Origin of the sequence: Burkholderia sp. 572, assembly GCF_040545135.1 — a bacterium.
Taxonomy (GTDB): Bacteria; Pseudomonadota; Gammaproteobacteria; order Burkholderiales; family Burkholderiaceae; genus Burkholderia; species Burkholderia cepacia.
Genome location: NZ_JBEPLH010000007.1, coordinates 171,229 through 193,715, shown reverse-complemented (window position 1 = coordinate 193,715; position 22,487 = coordinate 171,229). Strand labels below are relative to the sequence as shown.

19 protein-coding genes are annotated in these 22,487 nt (G+C 66.2%); 16 read left to right on the top strand and 3 right to left on the bottom strand.

All coding sequences use genetic code 11. The annotated features are described in order from the left end of the window. Positions 1 to 52 precede the first annotated feature (52 nt). The 6 genes from ABIC51_RS15530 (at position 53) to ABIC51_RS15505 (ending at position 7,382) form a co-directional block, all read left to right on the top strand. Positions 53 to 1,330 (top strand): epoxide hydrolase family protein, encoded by a 1,278-nt coding sequence (locus tag ABIC51_RS15530; RefSeq protein WP_226128151.1) that lies wholly within the window; start codon positions 53 to 55, stop codon positions 1,328 to 1,330. Positions 1,331 to 1,742: 412 nt separating this feature from the next. After that, positions 1,743 to 2,552 carry an enoyl-ACP reductase FabI gene (gene fabI, locus ABIC51_RS15525; protein ID WP_370448770.1) on the top strand — a complete coding sequence of 270 codons (810 nt, stop codon included), beginning with the start codon at positions 1,743 to 1,745 and terminating at the stop codon, positions 2,550 to 2,552. A gap of 61 nt (positions 2,553 to 2,613) precedes the next feature. Next, positions 2,614 to 4,962 carry a DUF3141 domain-containing protein gene (locus ABIC51_RS15520; RefSeq protein ID WP_226128149.1) on the top strand — a complete coding sequence of 783 codons (2,349 nt, stop codon included), beginning with the start codon at positions 2,614 to 2,616 and terminating at the stop codon, positions 4,960 to 4,962. A gap of 19 nt (positions 4,963 to 4,981) precedes the next feature. Then, positions 4,982 to 5,920: a phosphate acetyltransferase gene (locus ABIC51_RS15515; RefSeq protein WP_354006540.1), complete on the top strand. Its 939-nt coding sequence runs from the start codon at positions 4,982 to 4,984 to the stop codon at positions 5,918 to 5,920. A gap of 4 nt (positions 5,921 to 5,924) precedes the next feature. Beyond that, a complete protein-coding gene (locus tag ABIC51_RS15510) occupies positions 5,925 to 7,103 on the top strand; it encodes an acetate/propionate family kinase (RefSeq protein ID WP_226128147.1) in 1,179 nt (392 codons plus the stop codon). Between the two features lie 24 nt (positions 7,104 to 7,127). Then, the gene (locus tag ABIC51_RS15505; RefSeq protein WP_091920325.1) at positions 7,128 to 7,382 is read left to right on the top strand and encodes a hypothetical protein; all 255 of its coding nucleotides are present in this window, start codon (positions 7,128 to 7,130) and stop codon (positions 7,380 to 7,382) included. A gap of 89 nt (positions 7,383 to 7,471) precedes the next feature. Here the strand turns inward: ABIC51_RS15505 and ABIC51_RS15500 are convergent, their stop codons facing one another. Then, positions 7,472 to 7,876 carry a hypothetical protein gene (locus ABIC51_RS15500; RefSeq protein ID WP_175860787.1) on the bottom strand — a complete coding sequence of 135 codons (405 nt, stop codon included), beginning with the start codon at positions 7,874 to 7,876 and terminating at the stop codon, positions 7,472 to 7,474. A 340-nt stretch (positions 7,877 to 8,216) separates the two neighbouring features. Here ABIC51_RS15500 and ABIC51_RS15495 point away from each other — a divergent pair, with 340 nt between their 5' ends. Together ABIC51_RS15495 and ABIC51_RS15490 are read left to right on the top strand one after the other, a co-directional pair. Further along, positions 8,217 to 9,260 carry an alpha/beta fold hydrolase gene (locus ABIC51_RS15495; RefSeq protein ID WP_048021657.1) on the top strand — a complete coding sequence of 348 codons (1,044 nt, stop codon included), beginning with the start codon at positions 8,217 to 8,219 and terminating at the stop codon, positions 9,258 to 9,260. Continuing rightward, complete coding sequence (locus ABIC51_RS15490) at positions 9,260 to 9,805, top strand: cytochrome P460 family protein (RefSeq protein ID WP_059857417.1); 546 nt, start codon at positions 9,260 to 9,262, stop codon at positions 9,803 to 9,805. Before ABIC51_RS15495 ends, ABIC51_RS15490 begins: the two co-directional genes overlap by 1 nt. A 249-nt stretch (positions 9,806 to 10,054) precedes the next feature. Here the strand turns inward: ABIC51_RS15490 and ABIC51_RS15485 are convergent, their stop codons facing one another. Then, complete coding sequence (locus ABIC51_RS15485) at positions 10,055 to 11,398, bottom strand: virulence factor (RefSeq protein WP_081040826.1); 1,344 nt, start codon at positions 11,396 to 11,398, stop codon at positions 10,055 to 10,057. Between the two features lie 134 nt (positions 11,399 to 11,532). Continuing rightward, positions 11,533 to 13,842: a T6SS effector phospholipase Tle3 domain-containing protein gene (locus ABIC51_RS15480; protein ID WP_027790724.1), complete on the bottom strand. Its 2,310-nt coding sequence runs from the start codon at positions 13,840 to 13,842 to the stop codon at positions 11,533 to 11,535. A 568-nt stretch (positions 13,843 to 14,410) separates the two neighbouring features. On the opposite strand from ABIC51_RS15480, the gene ABIC51_RS15475 reads away from it, so the two are divergent. The 8 genes from ABIC51_RS15475 (at position 14,411) to ABIC51_RS15440 (ending at position 22,225) form a co-directional block, all read left to right on the top strand. After that, positions 14,411 to 14,737, top strand: coding sequence for a DUF4148 domain-containing protein (locus ABIC51_RS15475; RefSeq protein WP_059692880.1), 327 nt, complete (start codon positions 14,411 to 14,413; stop codon positions 14,735 to 14,737). An 83-nt stretch (positions 14,738 to 14,820) separates the two neighbouring features. Further along, complete coding sequence (locus ABIC51_RS15470) at positions 14,821 to 15,612, top strand: alpha/beta fold hydrolase (RefSeq protein ID WP_060208414.1); 792 nt, start codon at positions 14,821 to 14,823, stop codon at positions 15,610 to 15,612. A gap of 76 nt (positions 15,613 to 15,688) precedes the next feature. Next, entirely contained in the window at positions 15,689 to 17,089 is a 1,401-nt protein-coding gene (locus ABIC51_RS15465) for an amidase family protein (protein WP_175860791.1), read from the top strand. Positions 17,090 to 17,511: 422 nt separating this feature from the next. Continuing rightward, positions 17,512 to 17,982 (top strand): rhodanese-like domain-containing protein, encoded by a 471-nt coding sequence (locus ABIC51_RS15460; protein WP_021156736.1) that lies wholly within the window; start codon positions 17,512 to 17,514, stop codon positions 17,980 to 17,982. Between the two features lie 28 nt (positions 17,983 to 18,010). Beyond that, positions 18,011 to 18,949 (top strand): serine O-acetyltransferase EpsC, encoded by a 939-nt coding sequence (epsC, locus tag ABIC51_RS15455; RefSeq protein WP_027790728.1) that lies wholly within the window; start codon positions 18,011 to 18,013, stop codon positions 18,947 to 18,949. An 8-nt stretch (positions 18,950 to 18,957) separates the two neighbouring features. Next, positions 18,958 to 19,179 (top strand): helix-turn-helix domain-containing protein, encoded by a 222-nt coding sequence (locus tag ABIC51_RS15450; protein WP_021156738.1) that lies wholly within the window; start codon positions 18,958 to 18,960, stop codon positions 19,177 to 19,179. 138 nt (positions 19,180 to 19,317) lie between these two features. Then, complete coding sequence (locus ABIC51_RS15445) at positions 19,318 to 20,250, top strand: family 2A encapsulin nanocompartment shell protein (protein ID WP_027790729.1); 933 nt, start codon at positions 19,318 to 19,320, stop codon at positions 20,248 to 20,250. Next, a complete protein-coding gene (locus ABIC51_RS15440; RefSeq protein ID WP_060312319.1) occupies positions 20,225 to 22,225 on the top strand; it encodes a family 2A encapsulin nanocompartment cargo protein cysteine desulfurase in 2,001 nt (666 codons plus the stop codon). Before ABIC51_RS15445 ends, ABIC51_RS15440 begins: the two co-directional genes overlap by 26 nt. Positions 22,226 to 22,487 lie beyond the last annotated feature (262 nt).

Genomic DNA, 22,487 nt, shown 5'->3' with positions numbered 1-22,487 from the left:
GCCCCGCGCGCGGCATGTTCACTTTCCACTTCACGAAAGGAGATGCCGAACGATGTCTTCCACACCGTTTTCCCCGATGCGTCGCCACCTGCTTGCCACGTCCGTGGCCGCAGGGGTCTCGGCGATGCTGCCCACGGCGCTGCATGCCGCGACCGGCGCGAGCGGCATACGCCCGTTCACCGCGCACATTCCCGACGAAGCCGTCGCCGACCTGCGCCGCCGCATCGCGGCAACACGCTGGCCGGGCCGCGAGACCGTCGCCGACGAATCGCAGGGTGTGCGGCTGGCGCGCATGCAGGCGCTGCTGCGCTACTGGGGCACCGATTACGACTGGCGCAAGGGCGAGGCGCGCCTGAACGGTTTCCCGATGTTCATCACGGAAATCGACGGGCTCGACATTCATTTCATCCACGTGCGCTCGCGGCACGAGAACGCGATGCCGATGATCATGACGCACGGCTGGCCGGGTTCGATCTTCGAGCTGCTGAAGGCGATCGGCCCGCTGACCGACCCGACCGCGCACGGCGCGAGCGCCGACGATGCGTTCCATGTCGTCGTGCCGTCGTTGCCGGGCTTCGGCTTCTCGGGCCGGCCGACGCAGACCGGCTGGGGTTCCGACCACATCGCGCGCGCGTGGGGCGAGCTGATGGCGCGGCTCGGTTATACGCGCTTCGTGTCGCAGGGCGGCGACTGCGGCTCGGTGATCTCGCACCGGATGGCGATGCAGCGCGTGCAGGGCCTGGCCGGGATTCACGTGAACATGCCGGCGACGGTGCCGCCGGATATCGCGACGCTGCTCGCGACCGATGCACCCGCGCCGGCGTCGCTGTCGCCGAAGGAGAAGGCCGCCTACGAGAAGCTCGCGACGTTCTATCGCGACAACTGCGGTTACTCGGCAATGATGGTCACGCGCCCGCAGACGGTCGGCTATGCACTCGCCGATTCGCCGTCCGGGCAGGCCGCATGGATGTACGACAAGATTTCGCAGTGGACTTATAGCGGCGGCGTGCCCGAGCGTTCGATCCCGCGCGACGAGATTCTCGACGACATCTCGCTCTACTGGCTGACCAACACCGCGATGTCCGCCGCGCAGATCTACTGGGAGGATCACTCGAACAACTTCAACGCGGTGGATATCGCGTTGCCGGCCGCGATCACGGTGTTTCCGGGCGAGATCTACCAGGCGCCGCGCAGCTGGGCCGAGCGCAGTTATCACAACCTGATCTACTTCAACGAAGTCGACAAGGGCGGGCATTTCGCGGCATGGGAGGAGCCGGAGTTGTTCGCGCGTGAAGTGCGTGCCGGGTTCCGGCCGTTGCGGCGCGTGTAAGCGAGGGAGGACGGGCGAACGCGGGCCGGTGCGGATGCGGCCCGGCGTTTGCTTCCGTCGTGCACGTTCCCGAATTCACCGTAGCGTCGTTATTGCCGCCGGCGTTACCCGTCAAAGCGGCCGTTTTACAGCAGAAACGGCACGGCGCGTCCGTTCACGATTGAATGACATATCGATGAACCAGCCCCCTTCTGGAAGAAACATTCCATCGTAATTATTTGATTAAAAAGCGATTTTGATAAAAATCAAAATATGTCGCGTGAATTGCCTGATGTATTGAAACCCTCAATACAATGATTCGCGACTGCACCTGAGTGCGGACGGATCATCCTGTTTATTGGCACGCGGCAAAAAGCCGAATCGGCTTTTTCACGGTTTCGTCCGGTGAAAAAATACGACCCGAGGTTTCGCGATGACGAATAACGACGTGCGCGAGTCACGCATGGCTTGCGATGGCATGCGCCCGCTTGAAGGTCGAAGAGGCATCGTCGTCGGCCTGGCGAACGAGCAGAGCATCGCGTGGGGATGTGCGCGCGCCTTTCATGCAGCGGGTGCCGAGCTGGCGGTGACCTGGCAATCCGACCGGGCGTTGCCGTACATCGAGCCGCTGCTCGACCAGCTGAAGCCGGCGATTGCGATGCCGCTTGACGTGAGCCGGGCCGACCAGATGCGCGAGGTGTTCGACACGATCGGCGAACAGTGGGGCGGCCTCGATTTTCTGTTGCATGCCGTTGCCTATGCCCCCAGGGCCGATCTGCACGGGCGGGTCGTCGACAGTTCGCCGGAAGGGTTCGCCCTCGCGATGGATACCTCCTGCCACTCGTTCATCAGGATGGCGAAACTGGCCGAGCCGTTGATGACGTCCGGTGGAAGCCTGATGGCGATGACCTATATCGGTGCCGACCAGGTCATCGCGGAGTACGGCGTGATGGGGCCGGTCAAGGCGGCGCTGGAGGCCACCGTCCGATACCTCGCTGTCGAGCTGGGGCCGGCCGGCATTCGCGTGCATGCGGTGTCGCCCGGCGCACTGGCCACGCGGGCGGCTTCCGGGCTGCCGAACTTCGATCACCTGCTTGACGACACCGCCCGCCGTGCGCCATTGCGCCGGCCGCTCGACATCGACGACGTCGGTGCGCTGTGCACCTTTCTCGCCAGCGATGCCGCACGCGCGATGACCGGCGGTATTCACTACATCGACGCGGGGATGCACGTGCTCGGCTGACGCGAGGCGGCCGCTCCCGGAATGCGTCGAGATTCACCTTGCCCCTCTGGAGAACAGTGTTATGGATGCTGCCACGCAACTGGCGCGCAGTCATGAGATCGCCACGGAGATTGTCCACGTCCTGCAAAAGCGCACGCAGCACGCGCTGGAACAGTACGGGAAACGGTTGGGCGAAGCACTCGACGGCAGCGACGGCCCCGGCCAGGAGCCGGGCGCCGCCCCGTTTGCCATGCCGTTCTCGCCGCTGAGCGCGTGGCATTACGCGGTCGACGCTGCACAGCGCGCGCTGCTGTTCTGGGACACGCTGCGCGAGCGCGGCACGCAATATGTCGAGCGCATGGCCGAGGGGCTCAAGCCGGTGCTGCATTTCGACTACGACGTCGTGCTCGACGGCCGGCAGTTCGCACGGCCCGTCAATTACGCGCTCGTTCACATCCAGCCGCCGGATGGCGTGATCGTCGACGCCGGCAAGCGGCCCTACCTGATCATCGATCCGCGTGCGGGGCACGGCCCCGGTATCGGCGGCTTCAAGGACGATTCGCAAGTCGGCGTGGCGTTGCGCGCGGGGCATCCCGTGTATTTCGTCGTGTTCTTCCAGGAGCCCGAGCCCGGCCAGACGTTGCTCGACGTGTGCGCCGCGGAACAGGCGTTCGTGCGGAAAGTACGGGAGCTGCATCCGGACAGCCTCAAGCCGGCCATCGTCGGCAACTGCCAGGGCGGCTGGGCCGCGATGATGCTCGCGAGTTCGTCGGCGGACGATACGGGCCCGATCGTCATCAACGGCGCCCCGATGTCGTACTGGAGCGGCGCGTGGAGCGACGGGCCCGGCGACAATCCGATGCGCTATGCCGGCGGCATACTCGGCGGCACGTGGCTCGCGTCGTTCGCGTCGGACCTGGGCAACGGCAAGTTCGACGGCGCCTATCTCGTGCAGAACTTCGAGAACCTGAACCCGGCGAACACGTTGTGGGACAAGTATTACCACGTGTACGACCACATCGACACCGAGCCGCCGCGCTTCCTCGAGTTCGAGCGCTGGTGGGGCGGCTACTACCTGATGAACCGCGACGAGATCGAATGGATCACGCGCAACCTGTTCATCGGCAACAAGCTCTGGTCCGGCGAAGTGAAAGACGGATCGGGCAAGGCGTTCGACCTGCGCGAGATCCGCTCGCCGATCATCCTGTTCGCGTCGATGGGCGACAACATCACGCCGCCGCAGCAGGCGTTCAACTGGGTCACGGACATCTACGGCAGCACGGAGGAGATCAAGTCGCGCGGGCAGGTCATCATCGGGTTGGTGGAAGAGGACGTGGGGCATCTCGGCATCTTCGTGTCCGGCAAGGTCGCGAAGAAGGAGCACGCGCAGATCGTCAGCGTGCTGGATGCCGTCGAAACGCTGCCGCCCGGCCTCTATGCGATGTCGATTAAGGAGGTAAAGGGCGCCGACGGGAAGGTCACGTACGACGTCACCTTTGCCGAGCACCGTCTGGAAGAGATCGCGCAATACTTCAACCGCTTCGGGCGCAAGGACGAGCATGCGTTCGAGGCCGTCGCCGCGCTGTCCGAATTCACGCAGCGCGCGTATGAACTGTTCATGCAGCCATACGTGCAGCAGGCATCGAACGAGACCACGGCGCACCTGTTGCGCGACTTTCATCCGCTGCGCTTCCAGCGCTGGGCGTTTTCGGACCTGAATCCCTGGCTTCGCTGGCTGAAGCCCGCCGCCGACACGGTCAGGGCCCACCGCCAGCCGGCCGACGATATCGAGCCGTGGCGCAAGCTCGAACGGCGTGGCTCGGATATCGTCAGCGCGTCGCTCGATTGTTTCCGCGCGATGCGCGATGCAAGCATCGAGTCGCTGTTCTTCTCGCTGTACACCCAGCCGGCCATGCTTCATTTCGGGGAGCAGTATCGCGACCGTCACGCTGCTGCGCCGGCGGCGGCGGACCCTCGCGACCTGCCGTTCGTGAAGGCGGCGCTCGCGTCGATCGAGCGTGGCGGTTACACCGAAGCGGTTGCGCGCGCGGCGTTTCTGCTCGAGCGCAGCGGCGAACCGTTTCCGCTGGCGCAGCTTGCGACCGAGCGCGAGCTTGCCGAAACCTACGCCGAATACCTGCCGAACCTGCCGCCCGACCAGTGGCGGCGCATCTATGGCGAGCAGGAGATCATCGCGACTTACGCGCCCCAACAGGCCGTCGCCGCGCTGCCGGTGCTGCTTGCCCGGTCGGAGGACCGCCAGCGGCTGCTGACGCTGCTGGACAAGCTGCTGGGCGACGCGCGCGTGCAAAGCGCGTCGGTGAGCGAGCAACAGTGGGCGGCGCTGCAACGCATTCGCGCGGTACTGGGTGCGCCGCCTGCCACGCTACCGGCCAGGGGGCCGCTGGCGACACTCGAACGCGTGCAGTGACGGACAGCGAGGAACCGCAATGGAAACCCGACACGAGAAATATCGCCGCCTCATCGAACACTGCCAGGCGCTCGCGCCGATGTCGACGGCCGTCGCGCATCCGTGCGATCGAAGCTCGCTCGAGGGCGCGCTGGAGGCGGCGCGCAAGGGGCTGATCGAGCCGATCCTGGTCGGCCCGCGTGCGCGTATCGAAGCGACCGCCGCGGAGTTGCAGCTACCGATCGGCGACTACGAGATCGTCGATGCGCCGTACAGCGAGGCGTCGGCAGCGGCGGCGGTGCGGCTCGTACGTGACGGCCGCGCGTCCGCGCTGATGAAGGGCAGCCTTCACACCGACGAACTCATGGCCGAAGTGGTGCGGCACGATTCCGGGTTGCGCACGGGCCGGCGCATCAGCCATTGCTTCGTGATGGACGTGCCCGCGCACGCCGATCCGTTGATCGTGACCGACGCGGCGATCAATATCGCGCCGACGCTCGAGGAAAAGGTCGACATCCTGCAGAACGCGATCGATCTCGCGCATGCGCTGGATTTTCCGCAGGTTCGCGTGGCGATCCTCTCGGCCATGGAGACGGTCAACCCAAAAGTGCCGTCGACGCTCGAAGCCGCCGCGCTGTGCAAGATGGTGGATCGGCGGCAGATCACCGGCGCGCTCGTCGACGGCCCGCTGGCGCTCGACAACGCGATCGATCCCGAAGCCGCGCGCATCAAGCAGATCGATTCGCCGGTGGCCGGGCACGCGAACGTGCTGATGGTGCCGAACCTCGAAGCGGGCAACATGCTCGCCAAGAGCCTGTCGTTCCTGGCCGGCGCGGATGCGGCGGGCATCGTGCTCGGCGCGCGCGTGCCGGTCATCCTGACGAGTCGTGCCGATTCGTTGATCACCCGGCTGGCTTCCTGTGCGGTCGCGATGCTCGTCGCGAACGTGCAGCGCGAAGCGGCCCGGCGCGCGGGGTGACGCCATGGCAGACGTGATTCTGGTATTGAATGCCGGCTCGTCGAGCATCAAGTTTTCCGCATTCGACGTGCACGGCGACACGCTCGGCCTGATCGTGCATGGCCAGGTCGAGGGCCTGTACACGGCCACGGCGCACTTCAGCGCCGTCGACCGCCACGCGGAGCGTCACGAACGGCAATGGGCCGGCGGCGATACGTTCGGCCATCAGGAAGGGCTCGAGCAGATCGCCGCGTTCCTGGGCGCGCATCAGGAAGGGCACCGTCTCGCGGCGGTGGGCCATCGCGTCGTGCACGGCGGGCAACGCTTCAGCGGCCCGGTGCGCGTCACGCCCGAGATCGTGGCCGAGCTGGAAAAACTCACCCCGCTCGCGCCGTTGCATCAGCCGCACAACCTGACGCCGATTCGTATCCTCGAAACGATGCAGCCCGGCGTCGAGCAGGTGGCCTGCTTCGACACGGCGTTCCACTGCACGCAGCCCGCGGTGACCCAGGCGTTCGCGCTGCCCGCGTCGATCACCAGCCGGGGCGTGCGCCGTTACGGTTTTCACGGGCTCTCGTACGAGTACATCGCGAGCGTGCTGCCCGACGTCGCGCCGGCGGCGGCGCGCGGGCGCACGGTCGTCGCCCATCTCGGCAACGGCGCGAGCATGTGCGCGCTCGTGGCAGGCAAGAGCGTCGCGAGCACGATGGGGTTCACGGCGCTCGACGGGCTGCCGATGGGCACGCGTTGCGGCAACCTCGATCCGGGCGTCGTGATCTTCCTGATGGAAGCACTCGGGATGGACGTGCGCGCTGTCGAGGATCTGCTCTATCGGCGTTCCGGGTTGCTCGGCGTGTCCGGTATGTCGAGCGACATGCGCACCCTGCTCGCGAGCGACGATCCGCACGCGCGCTTCGCCATCGAGCTGTACGTCTACCGCATCGCGCGCGAACTCGGTTCGCTTGCGGCCGCGATGGAGGGCATCGACGCCGTCGTGTTCACGGCGGGGATCGGCGAGCACGCGGCGGCGGTTCGCGAAGGGGTGTTGCGCCGTGCGGCGTGGCTCGGCGTCGAGATCGATGTCGACGCGAACGGCACGGGCGGGCCGCTGATCACGACGGCATCGAGCCGCGTTTCGGCGTGGGTGATCCCGACCGACGAAGAACTGATGATCGCGCGCCATACACACCGGCTGATCCGGTGACGGGCGAACGAGCAAGGAATCCTCATGGCTGAACTACTGCTGGTCAATGTCGAAGAACACGCGCGCGACGACGAGGTCGGCGCGTTCCTGGCGCGGCATGGATTCCCGCTGTTCGATGCGATCGAGCGCGTGCCGGCCGGGATCGGCACCCCCATCGCACTGCTCCGGTTCAACACGCTGTCGTCGGTGGCGCTTTACACGCTGCGCGCCCGGATCGATCACATCTCGTGGCGGGGCCGCTCGATTCGCGCGCATATCCTGCCGGACCGGAAGGACTGAACGGCTGCGTGCAGCGGCGTGGTCCGAGCGGTGAATGCGGGCCGGCCGGCATGCGGCCGGTGTTCATCGGCGGAGTGGGGCGGTCACCCTCAGATGATCCGGCACGTGCCGTGTACGTCCCTCAGCCACGTGAAAAGCGTCATAGCGGCATAGACACAAGGCAGCACGATCAAAAATCGACGCCAGGTGACCTTGAAACGCGGAAGCCGCCGGACGACCGCGGCGAGCCCGATGCAGGCAACCAGCCCGACCGGAAAAATGTTCCAGTTGTCCCTGAAGGCGGCAAAAACGAAAGCCGCCGTGACAAACACGACCCAGACGACGGCATCGCCAAGCGTGTCGCAGTAGGCGGTGGCGTATCCGGAGAACCACGCGAGCAGGAGCGCCGCAAGCCCGAACGCGGTCAGGATGGTCGCGAGCCAGAGCGGCGGCCCGTGCGTGCCCGCCTGTCGCACGGGAGCGTCTTGTTCGTCGGCATCGGTCAAATTGGTCACCTGCAATCGGGCGGGTTGTCACGGCAAGCGGCGTAGTATCGCCGCGTTTCGGCGCCGAAGCGAGAGGCGGTGCGTGGCCACGCCATCGCCGGGGCAGGCCGGCGCGTGGCACATGGCCCCCTGCGAACCCGCATTCCCGCCCGATTTTTGAATCGTCGTGTGTCGTGTTCGCCGACAGATACGTTGGGATACAAAGCCTCGCCAGGGCTCGGGTATAAAACCGGTGAAGCGATTCACACGGCGGCGCGATGCCATGCGCCGCTGCCGAGAACGCAGATTCCCGAGTGCCCGCACGTGCCGCGGGTCACCTTCCTTAGCGATCGACACTGGAGAACGAGCCATGCCCGAAACCGTGAACACCCGCCGCCGCCTGATCCTGGGTACGACGCTGGCGAGCCTCAGCCTCGCCGACCTTGGCTTCAGCGCCCTGGCGCACGCGCAGTCGGCGCCCGATGCAGCGCCTGCGAAGCGCGCGGCCGGCGTCGCGTCGCTGGGCACGATCCACCAGATCGACGCGGGCGTGCTCAACGTCGGGTATGCGGACCTCGGGCCGAAGAACGGCCCGGTCGTGTTCCTGCTGCACGGCTGGCCGTACGACATCTACAGCTATGCGGAAGTCGCGCCGCTGCTCGTCGCGGCCGGCTACCGCGTGATCGTGCCTTACCTGCGCGGCTACGGGTCGACGACGTTCCGCTCGGCCGACACGGTGCGCAACGGCCAGCAGGCCGTGACGGCCGTCGACATCGTTGCGCTGATGGATGCGCTGAAGATCGACCGCGCGGTGTTCGGCGGCTACGACTGGGGCGCGCGCACGGCCGACATCATCGCGGCGCTGTGGCCGCAGCGCGTGAAGGCGCTGGTGTCGGTGAGCGGCTACCTGATCGGCAGCCAGGAGGCGAACCGCAAGCCGCTGCCGCCGCAGGCCGAATTCCAGTGGTGGTATCAGTTCTACTTCACGACCGAGCGTGGCGCGCTGGGCTACGCGGCGAACCGCGATGCGTTCAACAAGCTGATCTGGCAGCTCGCATCGCCGAAATGGCAGTTCTCCGACGAAACCTACGCGCGTACGGCCGCGTCGTTCCAGAACCCCGATCACGTGGCCGTCGTGATCCACAACTATCGCTGGCGTCTCGGGCTCGCGAAGGGCGAGGCGCAATACGACGACCTCGAGCGGCGCCTCGCGGCCGGCCCTGCGATTACGGTGCCGACGATCACGATGGAAGGCGATGCGAACGGCGCGCCGCATCCGGAACCGGCCGCGTACGCGAAGAAGTTCACCGGCAAGTACCAGCACCGCACGATCACCGGCGGCATCGGCCACAACCTGCCGCAGGAAGCGCCGCAGGCGTTCGCGGATGCGATCCTGCAAGTGGAGCACCTGTGATGCGAGCGCGCATGGGTGGCGTGCGTCGCGGCGTGCGTCGCGGGTTCGTCGCGGGCGTGCTGCTGGCCGGCGCGTGGTCGGCGAGCGGCCCGGCCGCGTTCGCGGAGCAGCCGAAGCCGGCTGCCGCCGCCGCGTCGCCGATTTACGGCGTGACGATCCCGCCCGGCTACCGGAAGTGGGAAATGGTCGCCCCGGCCGAAGAAGCCGCGCCGCTCGATGAACTGCGTGTCGTGCTCGGCAATCCCGTCGCGATCCGTGCGCTTGAGCAGGCGACACTGCCGTTTCCGGACGGCACGATCCTGGTGAAACTCGCGTACAAGCGCAAGCAGTCCGACGAGTTCGCGCCGGCGACGGTGCCCGGACAGGCGACGACCGTGCAGGTGATGGTGAAGGACTCGCGCCGCTATGCGTCGACGGGCGGCTGGGGTTTCGGGCGGTTCATCAACGGCGTGCCGGCCGATATCGGCCAGCATCAGACGTGCTTTGCGTGCCACCAGGCGCGGGTGAAGAATCACGACTACGTGTTCACGCGGCTGGCGCCGTGACGGGGGCGTGAGCAAGGTGAAGCCGGGGAGCGCGTGCGCCGGGAGGCACGCGGCTCATTGCCGTCCCGTCACCCGTGGCGAATGGTGTGCGACTGCTCGCCCCATAACCCCGCTCGTGCCGGCTCTGGATTCGACCCGGCCGCCGTAGGCGCGTCGCCTGCGTGGTCGGTTCCCGTATTGCGTCCATTCCCGTGAATGACTCGGCGACGCGATCCTGGTCGCACGGATCGCGCCTCCGAGCCAACTGCGTCACCACGAATAGCCCTGCATTCCGTAATTGGTATCGTGCCGGCGTCCCCACCACGGCAGGTACGCATTGTTCCCGCCACGCGCGCGGAACCAGTCCTTGTCCGGATCGATCGGCGTGAGCGTCGACGGTGGCCTGACGACGACCGCGACGGGATGCTCCGGGTCGGTCGTGCCGGCAACCAATGCATTACCGCCGAAATGATTGATCCGGCCGATCGCCAGCGCAACGTCGGTCAAGGCGCTGCCGGTTCCCATGTCACCGAGCAGGGCGGCGGTGTTGAAGGTCTGTTGCGGGTGATCGTATTCCGGGAGCGTTTCCGTCAGTGTCTGCGCGAGTGCGACGAGACGTGACGACGAGGCGTCACTGCCTTTCCCTGCGTCGTGGACGACGTACTTGAGATCCGGGATCGCGACGCCGGCATTGCGCGCTGCCTGGTCGATGGTCGCTTTCCACGCCTGCACGGCTCGTGTCGTGCCGACCTTCGGCGCGAACGCTTGCGTGTTGCCGGTGGCGGCCTTGCCGATCCAGGCGAGCGGTTCGCGCTGCGTGTCGAAGTTCGGGCCGGCGAGAAACAGCACGACGAGGTTCTCGTTGATCTGCGCGTCGAGCGGCGGGAAATTCGGCGCATCCCAGTTCACCACCCACACGGTCTTGTCGGGGTTGTCCCGCAAGTAGTCCAACGCCTTGTTCAGCGACGCGAAGCCGGCGTTCGCGCCGCCTTGCGTGATTTGCACATCGGGCAGCGTGTCGCGGCTCCACATCGTCGGGAAATACCGATTGCCGATCGAAAACGTCTTTCGAATCGAGTTTTGCAAATAGCTCTGCGATTCGTCCGCCTCGAGTCGATCCGGAATCGCAAGCTCGACGTGAATGCCTGCCAATTCCCGCCAATCTTTCTTGTTGTTGGGGTTCACCGTGTAGAAGTATTTTGGATTGGAGGCGTAGCGAGAATGAAGCAGCAGAGGGAACCTCTTCATGTACTTGTGGTAGAAGCCCTTGAACGTCTCCGCGCCTTCGTTGCCGTATGCGATACCCGCTACCGATTGCAGCGTAGTAAAGGACTTCGGATCGGTGCGGACCATATCGTCGTTCTTGTTGGGCGCGGCGAGCCCCTGCGTCCACAGCAATTGCCATTCGGTCGGGTAGTCCCTCCGGTGCAACGGATTCATCCAGATCAGGCCGACAACCTGCGCGACGAACGGCTTCGCCGACGCTGCATCTTCAAGCACCGTACTCCCTGCTTGCTCCTGGGCAGGCGCGGCTTGTGCAGGACGCGTCATGGCCGTGAGAAACAGAAACACCATGAGCGCAGCCAGGGCGGGCACGACAACGAATCGTTTCATCCATTCTCCTATTTCCAGATGGGCTGGATCGGGTTGTTCGACGTGCGTCACCAGCGACGCCATGAGTACTGCGGCAATGGGCCATACCGAAACAGCGACAGCGACACGCCGCTGCCATGTAGCGATGAGTGCCTTCAAAATGCACCCCCGACCTTCAGATAAAACGCCCCTTCACGTTCATCTACAATCGCGTCGGGCATATTTCCTTCACCGTTTTCAAGATGTATCCATTCATGCATCGGTAAATCGTCAAGTTCACCGAGCAAGAAATAGTCGAAGTACTTCTCCCTCGGATCGCCGTCGGGCGGGCTTTCCCACATCCGCCAATCCGCCTCGATGCGCAAGGCTCTGATTTGCTGCTCCGTCAGATAGCACGGGCCAATAGCGACATCGTAAGCAAGCGCCTTTTCGGCATGGTCGGGGTTGGTCATCGTCGTAGAGTGGTTGGTCGGGTTATTGATGGCCCCGCGATCGAGCCAATCGACAATTTGCTGATCGCGCCAATCCTTGTAGCCGTCAGGCAGCTCGCTTTTGCCGTCCTCGCCGATCACGTGGCCGTCGCCATCGAGCCATTCGGTGTTCAGCGTGCGACGTGCTTCCATCCGCATCAACGCACGATCCTCGTAACGCTGCCCGGCTTCGGTTGTTGCGGTACCTTGGGCGACGCTATCCGGATGCTTCGCCTCGTACTGGTCGTAGGGATCGTCGGCCCGCTTGTCTGCATCGGCCTTGCTCGCGTCACGCCAGGCGGCCGGAGGATCGTTGCCTTCGTTGAAGTCGCTTACCGCGTCGCCGTCTCTCGTTTCGACCGGGTTGCCGAATCGCAATGCCTTGGGCGGGAAGGTTTCGTCAAGGGCCGGGGCGTCCGCCACGACCGTCCAGCCCGCCGGCGGGTCGGCGTTCACTCGGAGCATGTTCAATGCCGAGCTGATCCCGGTCGCGACGAACATGAACGGCGCAGTGGCAAGCGTGGCTGCCATTCCCCAAACACTTTCATTCCCTTTGAGCGCGCCGACGAGATTGAATTTCGCGGGTGGCGATGGCGGATACCAGAATCCTGACGTCTTCCCTTTCTGGACATGACGCCAGTCGTCTTCCCAATATCGATAGGGTTGCTGCACGCCGACGTTAAAGCCGGATGCGAAAACACGCTGCGTCAGGATGCCGGACGCGCCGATATCGTCGAGTTCGTGCCTGCCGATGCCGCGCCAGCCGATGCCTTGAACCGTCACCGCCGAAATCACCTGATCGTGCGGACAGCAATACGCCGTGACGCGGCCATACGTCGATCGATTCAGGCCGTGCCGATCACGGTCGTGTCGCGCGGCATATGACCTGTTGCTCGTCGGCGACACCCGCTCGTTCGCCATGTCTTCATCGATCTTGCCTGCTGGCGGATCATGTTCCTTGCGAGCGCCCACGATCGACAGGAATTTGCCGAATGTCCTCGTGCGCGCGGCATAGGTCTGCCGCCCGCGCCGGCCGTCGGCGTCCTTCGTCGCGCGCTGCGACCATGTATCCATGAACGTGTCGGAGCTATTCGGACCGTCCGCGCGCGCGAAACTGTACGGGGCATTCGCCAGCACGTAGGCGTCCGCCACGCAATGGCCCTTGCGCCCCCACGGATCCTCGACGTCGGGAAATGCGTCGCCGAAGAACGCCGCCGTCAGTCCGACAATGTTGCCCTGGCTGTGGCAGACGACCGTAATGGGTACATCGGCCTGCATTCGGCGGATCGATTCGATCAGCCTGGCCAGTCGCAAGGCCGCGAGCACGCCATAGGATCGGGGCGGCGAGCGATATAGCGGCCGGTTGGTCGGGTTGATGCCCTGCACGGTGATCCATGCGGCTGCGCGGTCGTCGAGGCCGCCGTGCCAAAGATCGGGCAGGCTCGAACAGCCATTCGTGAACGGGCCGCCGCCCCAGTAGTCCTGCTCGTTCAGAAAGATCTTGTCGCCGTATTCCTTCAGTTCCGCCGCGGTCGCCCGATAGCCCCATCGAAAATGAATCACGGGTGAAAACGACGGATCGGGCTTGATGTAGTTACCGGACCAGAGCTGTGGATTGATGAACCCGTCGGGCGTCACACTTTCCGTGTACTTCGCGGGCGTCAGTTGGCCGGCGTCGATGCCGCGATACTTCAATTGATCGTCAAGGCGCCCGAGCCGGCGATTCAGGCCCTTGCACAGCCCTTCCTCCGATGCTTCGAACCATTCACCCTCGGAGTTCACCCCATGCACGAAGATCACGATACCGGGCAAGGGCATCTGCTTGACACAGATGAGCCGCGTGTCTTTTGCGAACATCGTCACACCCTTGACGCGGCCCACGACGATGGGTGGCGGTGCCGGTCGCGATGCGGCTGCGTCCGGCGCACCGGCTGTTGCCGCCGGTTCGGCGGTGCGCACCGCATCCAGTCGTGGGTCGAGAAATGAATTGGTCATCCAAACTCCTGAGCAGGCATTCAAAGCTCGACCGCTATCGGGAATTTTGCGAAACGAACCGATAAGTGTCCGAAGTAATCGGGAATGGACGAGCGGCGTCGAGCATAACGAAATGACGCGTTTGCGAAATGCTGATGCGGAGAAAATGCGCTCAGGGGCGATGGCGACGAACGGAAATTGTCAGAATGTGTTTCCGGGCAGGAGTCAGGCGTGTTGCTTCGTCACCGGAAAAGCTCGGCAGAAGCGAGCGGTTTTTCAATCCGTTGAGATGGTCATGTCCGTCATCCGCCGATGCCGCCGGGTGACGCACTTGTACGCGGCGTCGCGTCCTGATCGGCCAGTGATCGAGTCGCTATCGTCCGTACCTGCATGGCGAATTCGACGAGTTTGTATCGCACTGTATCTAGCGCTGCTCCGGAAACATCGGATTGCACCGAAACCCTGCTTCAGAAACATGCCGGATACGTGGGCGGGTTCTACTGTCGACATGCAGGAAACGTTCGATGCCAGACGATCTGGATCGGATGCCGAATGATCGACCGACCTACTTCCTTCAAGGAGAACCCTCATGAAAGCCGCTCGCATCCTCGCCGTTGCCGTCCTCGCCGCCATCCCCGCCCTGTCGTTTGCCGACACCGGACACGGCCTCACGCGTGCCGACGTGCGCGCCGAACTCGTCCGCCTGGAACAGGCCGGCTACAACCCGGCGCGTAGCGAACCGCATTACCCGGAAGACGTCGCCGCCGCGCTGCAGGTCGCGCGTTCCGACCAGAACGGCCCGTCGAAGTCGCAAGGCGACAACGTGGCCGACGCATCGACGCGTGCCGGCCATCGCGGCGCGGCGCAAGCGCATTCCGCGCCGAACGCTTACGACGACCTGTACGCGCATTCGTGATCCGGAGTCGCGCCTGCCTCGTGCGCAGGCGCAGCCGCTACCGCGGCACGTTCAAACAACACAACAGAGCAAGGAGTAAAACGATGGCCGGTTTGATGAAACGCGTTCTGGTGTCCGCCGCCGTGATCGGCGGACTGTTCGGTGCGGTCGCGGTGCAGGCTGCGCCGAAAGACGACCTGAAAGGCACGAACGTCGTGCTCGTGCACGGCGCATTCGCCGACGGGTCGAGCTGGAACCGCGTGATTCCGCTGCTCGAGGCGCGCGGGCTGCACGTGGTGTCGGTGCAGAATCCGTTGAGCTCGCTCGCCGACGATGCAGCCGCGACGAAGCGCGCGATCGACGAACAGAAGGGGCCGGTCGTGCTGGTCGGCCATTCGTGGGCCGGCGTCGTGATCAGCGACGCGGGCAACGACGACAAGGTGAAGTCGCTCGTGTACGTCGCCGCGTTCGCACCCGACAACGGCCAGTCGATCGCGGATGTCACGCAGGGGCTGCCGGCACCCGCATGGGCCGGCGAACTGCGCAAGGACGCGGGCGGCTTCGCCACGTTGTCGGACAAGGCGATCGCGCAGGATTTCGCGCCGGACCTGCCGCCCGCGCAGCAGCGCATCGTCGCGGCGACCCAGGGGCCGTGGTACGGCGGGTGCATTTCGGAGAAGGTCACGCAAGCCGCGTGGCATGTGAAGCCGTCGACGTTCGTCGTCGCGACGCAGGACAGGATGATCGATCCGACGCTGCAGGAAACGATGGCGAAGCGGATCGGCGCGACGGTCGCGCGCGTGAACGGCAGCCATGTGTCGATGCTGAGCCAGCCGAAGGCCGTGGCCGACGCGATTATCGCGGCAGCGGAACGCGCGAAGCAGGATGCGCAGTGAGTGAACGCGGCGCCGCGCTTTCGCAGGGAAGCGCGGTGGCGCGAGTGACGGAGATGTCTTTTCACGAGGAGGAGTCATGACGCAACTGTGGCAACTGCCGGCAACCGAACTCGCGAAACGCGTCCGGCATCGTGACGTGTCCGCGCGCGAAGTGGCGGACGCCGTGCTCGATCGTCTCGACGCGGTGAATCCGGCGATCAACGCGGTGATCGAACACCGGCCCGACGACGTGCGGCGTCAGGCCGACGAAGTCGATCGCGCGATCGCGCGCGGCGACGATCCGGGGCCGCTCTCGGGCGTGCCCGTCACCGTGAAGATCAACGTCGACCAGGCGGGTTTCGCGACGACCAACGGCACGCGCCTGCAGGAGAACCTGATCGCGCATGCCGACAGCCCGGTGGTCGGCAACCTCAGAAAAGCCGGCGCGATCCTGCTCGGCCGCACCAATTCGCCGACGTTCGCGCTGCGCTGGTTCACGTCGAATCTCGTGCACGGCCACACGCGCAATCCGCGCCATCCGTCGCTGACGTCGGGCGGATCGAGCGGCGGCGCGGCGGCGGCCGTGGCCGCGGGAATCGGCCCGATTGCCGTCGGCACCGACATCGGCGGCTCGGTGCGTTATCCCGCCTACGCATGCGGCGTGCACGGAATCCGGCCGTCGCTCGGGCGCGTGCCGGCGTTCAACGCGTCGTCGCCCGAGCGGGCGATCGGTGCGCAGTTGATGTCGACGGCGGGCCCGATCGCACGCACGATCGACGATCTCGCGCTCGCGCTGCGGGCGTTCGCCGCGCCGGACCCACGCGACCCGTGGCACGTGGCGGTGCCGTTCGACGGGCGCGAGGTGCCGAAGCGCGCGGCGCTGTGCGTGCGGCCGGGCGGCCTGCAGGTCGTGCCCGAAGTCGAGGCCGCGTTGCGCGATGCCGCGCGACGTCTGGTCGATGCGGGCTGGACCGTCGACGAGATCGACGACACGCCGCCGATGCGTGAGGCCGCGCTGTTGCAGGAGCAGCTCTGGCTCGGCGACGGTTTCGATGCACTGGCGAACGCGGTTGCCGGCGACGGCGATCCGGGCGCGGCGGCGGTGGTCGAGGCCGTGCGCGGCAAGGTGCGCGACCTGCCGGCCGATGTGATCGGCCGCGCGCTCGTCCGGCGTACGACGCTGACGCGACAGTGGCGGCTGTTTCTCGATGAATATGCGGTCGTGCTGCTGCCGGTGTCGTCGGAGCTGCCGTTTCCGGACGATCTCGACCGGCAGGGGCAGGACGGGTTCGATCGCGTGTGGGAGGCGCAGCTCACGTTGCGCGCGCTGCCGGCGATGGGGCTGCCGGGGCTCGCGGTGACGACGTCGCTCGAGAATGGCGTGCCGGTCGGCGTGCAGGTGGTCGCCGCGCACCATCGCGAGGATCTGTGCCTGCTCGCCGGGCGCGACATCGAAGCGCGCGGCGTGCCGGTTGCGCCGGTCGACCCGGTACAGTGACCGGAAGACGCACAAGCGAATGCGTCGACGATGCCCGTCAGGCATCGTGCAGACGCCTGCCGGCAGCCGGATTTCTTGCGTCGTCCATGCAGGCGCGCCAGCGCCTGCATTCCATTTCGGATTTCATCGCAACGCGCCACCCGCCGCGTTGATCGTCTCCCGCGATTCCTTTCGAACACCTTCGATGCGCGACATCGAACGGCCACCATTGCGCCTGTCCTGCTCGCCCGCGAGCCCGCGCCGATAGCGCGCGTCTGCTATTGCATTCCCCGCAACGCTGATTAGGAAATGAATTTTTATTGGTTCAGCTTCCCCGGCCGCCCTCGCATAGTGGCGCTGACGGCTATAGACAGCACGCAAGCTGCAACGGCCGAATTCCCGGTGTTTTTGTTCATACGAATCCGCGAAAACAAGGAAGTGTCATGACGGTTGAACTGGAAGAACGAACTGCTGCGCAGCAGGCGCTCGAAGACGCGCGCGCGGCCGCTGCGGCGGCCGGCACGCCCTATGCGGGCGGTGTCGCGCCGGAAGTCGCGTGGGCGCTGTTCTCGTCCGGCGATGCGCTGCTGGTGGACGTGCGCACCGCCGAGGAACGGAAATTCGTCGGCCACGTGCCGGAATCGCTGCACGTGCCGTGGGCGACCGGCACGAGCCTGACGCGCAATCCGCGCTTCGTGCGCGAACTGGAAGCGAAGACGGGCAAGGCGGCCGTCGTGCTGCTGTTGTGCCGTAGCGGCAACCGCTCGGCGCAGGCGGCCGAGGCCGCGACGAAGGGAGGCTTCACGCAGGTATTCAACGTGCTCGAAGGGTTCGAGGGCGACCTCGACGAACGGCAACATCGCGGCGGCAGCAACGGCTGGCGCTTCCGCGGCCTGCCGTGGGCACAGGACTGATTCACGGCCGAGACAGGGAGAACGCAGCATGGCCGCATTCGACATCGACGACATCGTTCAATCGCTGCAGACCGTACGCCGTGCATGGCGCGAGAAGCAGCGGCGCTCGCTCGAACCGGGCGGGCGCGACCTGCCGGCGCGCGAAGCGCTCGCGCAGATCATCGGCGCGCTGAAGGGCGTGCTGTTCCCGATGCGGCTCGGGCCGCCCGAGCTGCGCCAGGAGAGCGAGAACTTCCACGTGGCCCACGCGCTCGACGCGGCGCTGAACGCGCTGCTCGCGCAGGTGAAGCTGGAATTGCGCTACGCGGCGCGGCAGCGCAATGCCGACGGGCCGGTCGATCATGTCGACGAAGTCGCGTCGACGGCCGTGCAGGCGTTCGCCGCGCGCCTGCCCGAGATCCGCCGGCTGCTCGACAGCGACGTGCTGGCCGCGTTCCACGGCGATCCGGCGGCCGGCAGCGTCGACGAGGTGCTGCTGTGCTATCCGGGCATCCTCGCGATGATCCACCACCGGCTCGCGCACGAGCTGTACGGGCTCGGCCTGCCGCTGCTCGCGCGGATCATCGCAGAACAGGCGCATGCGGAGACCGGCATCGACATCCATCCGGGCGCGCGCATCGGCGCGGGCTTCTTCATCGACCACGGCACCGGCGTCGTGATCGGCGAGACGGCGATCATCGGCGAGCGCGTGCGCGTGTACCAGGCCGTCACGCTCGGCGCGAAACGCTTTCCGCGCGACGCGGCCGGCCATCTCGAGAAAGGGCTCGCACGGCATCCGATCGTCGAGGACGACGTGGTGATCTACGCGGGCGCCACGATCCTCGGCCGCGTGACGATCGGGCGCGGCGCGGTGATCGGCGGCAACGTGTGGCTCACGCAGGACGTGCCGGCCGGCGAGAACATCACGCAGGCGGTGCTGCGCAGCGAAACGAACGCCACGCCGCGCGCGGCGGCGCGTGTCGCCTAGGAGGCGCGATGAGCGACCTCATCCATCACTTCGGCGCCAACGTGCGCAGGCTGCGCGAAGCGCGCACGTGGTCGCAGGAACAGCTGGCCGAGCATGCGGGGCTGAACCGTTCGTATGTCGGCGAGATCGAGCGTGGCGAGGCGATCGCGTCGATCGTCACGGCCGACAAGATCGCGCGCGCGTTCGACGTATCGATCTCGACGCTGCTGCCGGGCACGTTCGTCACCTGAGGCCGCCTCGTCACCTTTCCCTTTCGGTCGCACGCGACATGACGGCTATAGCATGTTGAGCCGGCAGGTGCGTGCTTCCGATAATCACCCAGCGTCATAAGCAATCCCGTTTTTCATCTTAAGAACCCGGAGCCACACATGTCGACCGTTGCAAGCGGCGCGGCTGCGCTGAGCGATCACGCCGCCCGCCAACTAGCGAACGCTACCAAGACCGTCCCCCAGCTTTCCACGATCACGCCGCGCTGGCTGACCCATCTGCTGCAATGGGTACCGGTCGAGGCCGGCATCTATCGCCTGAACCAGGTGAAGAACCCGGAAGCCGTGCGTGCCGCATGCACGCAGCTCGAGGACGAAAGCGTGCTGCCGCAGACCTTCGTGCCGTACGAGGAACAGCCGCGCGAGTATTTCCTCAACGCGGTGAGCACGGTGCTCGACGTGCATACGCGGATCTCCGATCTTTACAGCAGTCCTCATGACCAGATCAAGGAACAGCTGCGCCTGACGATCGAGACGATCAAGGAGCTGCAGGAAAGCCAGCTGATCAACAACCCCGACTACGGGCTGCTCGCGAACGTGACCGACGACCAGCGGATCTTCCCGCTGACGGGCGCGCCGACGCCGGATGACCTCGACGAGCTGCTGACCAAGGTGTGGAAGGAGCCCGCGTTCTTCCTCACGCACCCGCTCGCGATCGCCGCGTTCGGCCGCGAATGCACGCGGCGCGGCGTGCCGCCGCCGACGGTCAGCCTGTTCGGCTCGCAGTTCCTGACGTGGCGCGGCATTCCGCTGATCCCGTCGGACAAGGTGCCGGTCGCGGACGGCAAGACCAAGATCCTGCTGCTGCGCGTCGGCGACAAGCGCCAGGGCGTGGTCGGCCTCTATCAGCCGGGTGTCGCGGGCGAGCAGGGCCCGGGCCTGTCGGTGCGCTTCATGGGGATCAACAACCAGGCGATCGCGTCGTATCTGATCTCGCTGTATTGCTCGCTCGCGGTCCATTCGCCGGATGCGCTGGCTGTCCTCGATGACGTCGAAATCGCCAAGTTCCATGACTATCCCGACACCTACCGTTAATCCTGGCCTGGCCGGCGGCGACGCGCATGCGCTGCCGCACGCGCCGTTGCCGGCCGGCTTGCCCGATCCCGCGACGCTTGCGCGGCTCGCGTCCGAGTTCTTCTCGACGCCGCCCGGGCAGGCCACCGCGCCCGGGTTGTCGGCGGGCAGCGGTGCGGTCGGCGGCGTGCCGTCGGCCTTGCCGGCCGCCGCGCCGATCCTGGCGTCGGTGAGCAACCCGGTCCCGGGCGGCTCGCCGCTCGCGGGGCCGGGCGGCGCGGGCACCGGCGTGCCCGGTCTCGCGCTCCCGCAAGGGAAGGTGCCCGGCGCGAACCTCGCGCCGTCCGCACCGACCCACGTGCTGTCGCTCGGCAACCGCGCACCGGCGCTCGCGCCGCATGCGGCCGCGCAGAACGGGCTGCCCGACAACGCCGTGTCGATCGCGCCCGCGCTCGAACCGCGCGTCGGCGGCGCGGCGCTCGGCGTGCCGCAAGTGAATGCACCGGCGCCGGAAGGCGCGGCGAAGGCATCGCCGTACTACTTCACCGACGGTTCGCTGCAGGGCTGGCAGGCGACGCCGCAGGACATCGTCGTGCCGTCGAACGGCCTCGCGTCGCCGGAAGCGTTCGGGCTGCCGGGCGACGACGCGCTGCGCGAACTGCTTGCCGTGCATCGCGACGTGCCGGCGTCGCGCGCGTCGGGCTCCGATGTGCCGCGCTACTTCATCGACGATACGCACGCAGCCGAGCCGCAAGGTCAGCTGTATCGCGGCGCGCACCCGCCTTTCGACGTGAACGCGATCCGCCGCGATTTCCCGATCCTGCAGGAGCGCGTGAACGGCAAGCAGCTCGTGTGGTTCGACAATGCGGCGACGACGCACAAGCCGCAAGCCGTGATCGACCGCCTCGCATACTTCTACGCACACGAGAACTCGAACATTCACCGCGCGGCACATGCGTTGGCCGGCCGCGCGACGGATGCGTACGAGCATGCGCGGGAAACGGTGCAGCGCTTCATCGGCGCATCGTCGCCGGACGAGATCGTGTTCGTGCGCGGCACGACCGAGGCGATCAACCTGATCGCGAAGTCGTGGGGCGTGCAGAACGTCGGCGAAGGCGACGAGATCATCGTGTCGAACCTCGAGCATCACGCGAACATCGTGCCGTGGCAGCAGCTTGCCGCGCTCAAGGGCGCGAAGCTGCGCGTGATTCCGGTCGACGATTCGGGGCAGGTGCTGCTCGACGAATACCGGAAGCTGCTCAACGACCGCACGAAGATCGTGTCCGTCACGCAGGTGTCGAACGCGCTGGGCACGGTTGTGCCGGTGAAGGAGATCGTCGAGCTTGCGCATCGGGCGGGCGCGAAGGCGCTCGTCGACGGCGCACAGTCGATCTCGCACATGCGCGTGGACGTGCAGGCGCTCGATGCGGATTTCTTCGTGTTCTCCGGGCACAAGATCTACGGGCCGACCGGGATCGGCGTCGTGTACGGCAAGCGCGCGATCCTCGACGACATGCCGCCCTGGCAGGGCGGCGGCAACATGATCGCGGACGTGACGTTCGAGCGCACGGTGTTCCAGCCGCCGCCGAACCGGTTCGAGGCCGGCACCGGCAACATCGCGGATGCGGTGGGGCTGGGTGCCGCGCTCGACTACGTGAGCCGGGTCGGCATCGAGAACATCGCGCGCTACGAGCACGACCTGCTCGCGTATGCGACGAGCGTGCTCGCACCGGTGCCGGGCGTGCGCCTCGTCGGCACCGCGCGCGACAAGGCGAGCGTGCTGTCGTTCGTGCTGAAGGGCTACGAGACCGAGGAAGTCGGGCAGGCACTGAACGAAGAGGGCATCGCGGTGCGCTCGGGGCACCACTGCGCGCAACCGATCCTGCGGCGGTTCGGGCTCGAGGCAACGGTGCGGCCGTCGCTCGCGTTCTACAACACGTGCGACGAAGTCGACGCGCTGGTGAGCGTCGTGAGAAGGCTGGCGACGCGACGCTGACGCATGCCGTCTGCGAGGAGGCCGCTTGTGGCGCCCGGCAACGGGATGTCGCAAGCGGCCTCATTTGCGTGGCGATGCGGGCATGGCGCGCCGCTCGACGTTCCGTGAGCATCCATCCGTCGCGCCCCATCCTCCACAGCCCGGCCGTCGTATCGGGCACGGCCGGGCACCGGATCGGCAACCGGTGCATTGACGGGAGCGCCGTTGCGCCGTGCGTTGCGTCTGGCATTCCGCCGGCGCGGCGCTGCGCGATCGCGGTCGA

Excerpts from the sequence above, each read along its gene's own strand:
- ABIC51_RS15530 (WP_226128151.1), top strand. The coding sequence starts at position 53 with ATGTCTTCCACACCGTTTTCCCCGATGCGTCGCCACCTGCTTGCCACG.
- fabI (WP_370448770.1), top strand. The coding sequence starts at position 1,743 with ATGACGAATAACGACGTGCGCGAGTCACGCATGGCTTGCGATGGCATG.
- ABIC51_RS15520 (WP_226128149.1), top strand. The coding sequence starts at position 2,614 with ATGGATGCTGCCACGCAACTGGCGCGCAGTCATGAGATCGCCACGGAG.
- ABIC51_RS15515 (WP_354006540.1), top strand. The coding sequence starts at position 4,982 with ATGGAAACCCGACACGAGAAATATCGCCGCCTCATCGAACACTGCCAG.
- ABIC51_RS15510 (WP_226128147.1), top strand. The coding sequence starts at position 5,925 with ATGGCAGACGTGATTCTGGTATTGAATGCCGGCTCGTCGAGCATCAAG.
- ABIC51_RS15505 (WP_091920325.1), top strand. The coding sequence starts at position 7,128 with ATGGCTGAACTACTGCTGGTCAATGTCGAAGAACACGCGCGCGACGAC.
- ABIC51_RS15495 (WP_048021657.1), top strand. The coding sequence starts at position 8,217 with ATGCCCGAAACCGTGAACACCCGCCGCCGCCTGATCCTGGGTACGACG.
- ABIC51_RS15490 (WP_059857417.1), top strand. The coding sequence starts at position 9,260 with ATGCGAGCGCGCATGGGTGGCGTGCGTCGCGGCGTGCGTCGCGGGTTC.
- ABIC51_RS15485 (WP_081040826.1), bottom strand. The coding sequence starts at position 11,398 with ATGAAACGATTCGTTGTCGTGCCCGCCCTGGCTGCGCTCATGGTGTTT.
- ABIC51_RS15480 (WP_027790724.1), bottom strand. The coding sequence starts at position 13,842 with ATGACCAATTCATTTCTCGACCCACGACTGGATGCGGTGCGCACCGCC.
- ABIC51_RS15475 (WP_059692880.1), top strand. The coding sequence starts at position 14,411 with ATGAAAGCCGCTCGCATCCTCGCCGTTGCCGTCCTCGCCGCCATCCCC.
- ABIC51_RS15470 (WP_060208414.1), top strand. The coding sequence starts at position 14,821 with ATGGCCGGTTTGATGAAACGCGTTCTGGTGTCCGCCGCCGTGATCGGC.
- ABIC51_RS15465 (WP_175860791.1), top strand. The coding sequence starts at position 15,689 with ATGACGCAACTGTGGCAACTGCCGGCAACCGAACTCGCGAAACGCGTC.
- ABIC51_RS15460 (WP_021156736.1), top strand. The coding sequence starts at position 17,512 with ATGACGGTTGAACTGGAAGAACGAACTGCTGCGCAGCAGGCGCTCGAA.
- epsC (WP_027790728.1), top strand. The coding sequence starts at position 18,011 with ATGGCCGCATTCGACATCGACGACATCGTTCAATCGCTGCAGACCGTA.
- ABIC51_RS15450 (WP_021156738.1), top strand. The coding sequence starts at position 18,958 with ATGAGCGACCTCATCCATCACTTCGGCGCCAACGTGCGCAGGCTGCGC.
- ABIC51_RS15445 (WP_027790729.1), top strand. The coding sequence starts at position 19,318 with ATGTCGACCGTTGCAAGCGGCGCGGCTGCGCTGAGCGATCACGCCGCC.
- ABIC51_RS15440 (WP_060312319.1), top strand. The coding sequence starts at position 20,225 with ATGACTATCCCGACACCTACCGTTAATCCTGGCCTGGCCGGCGGCGAC.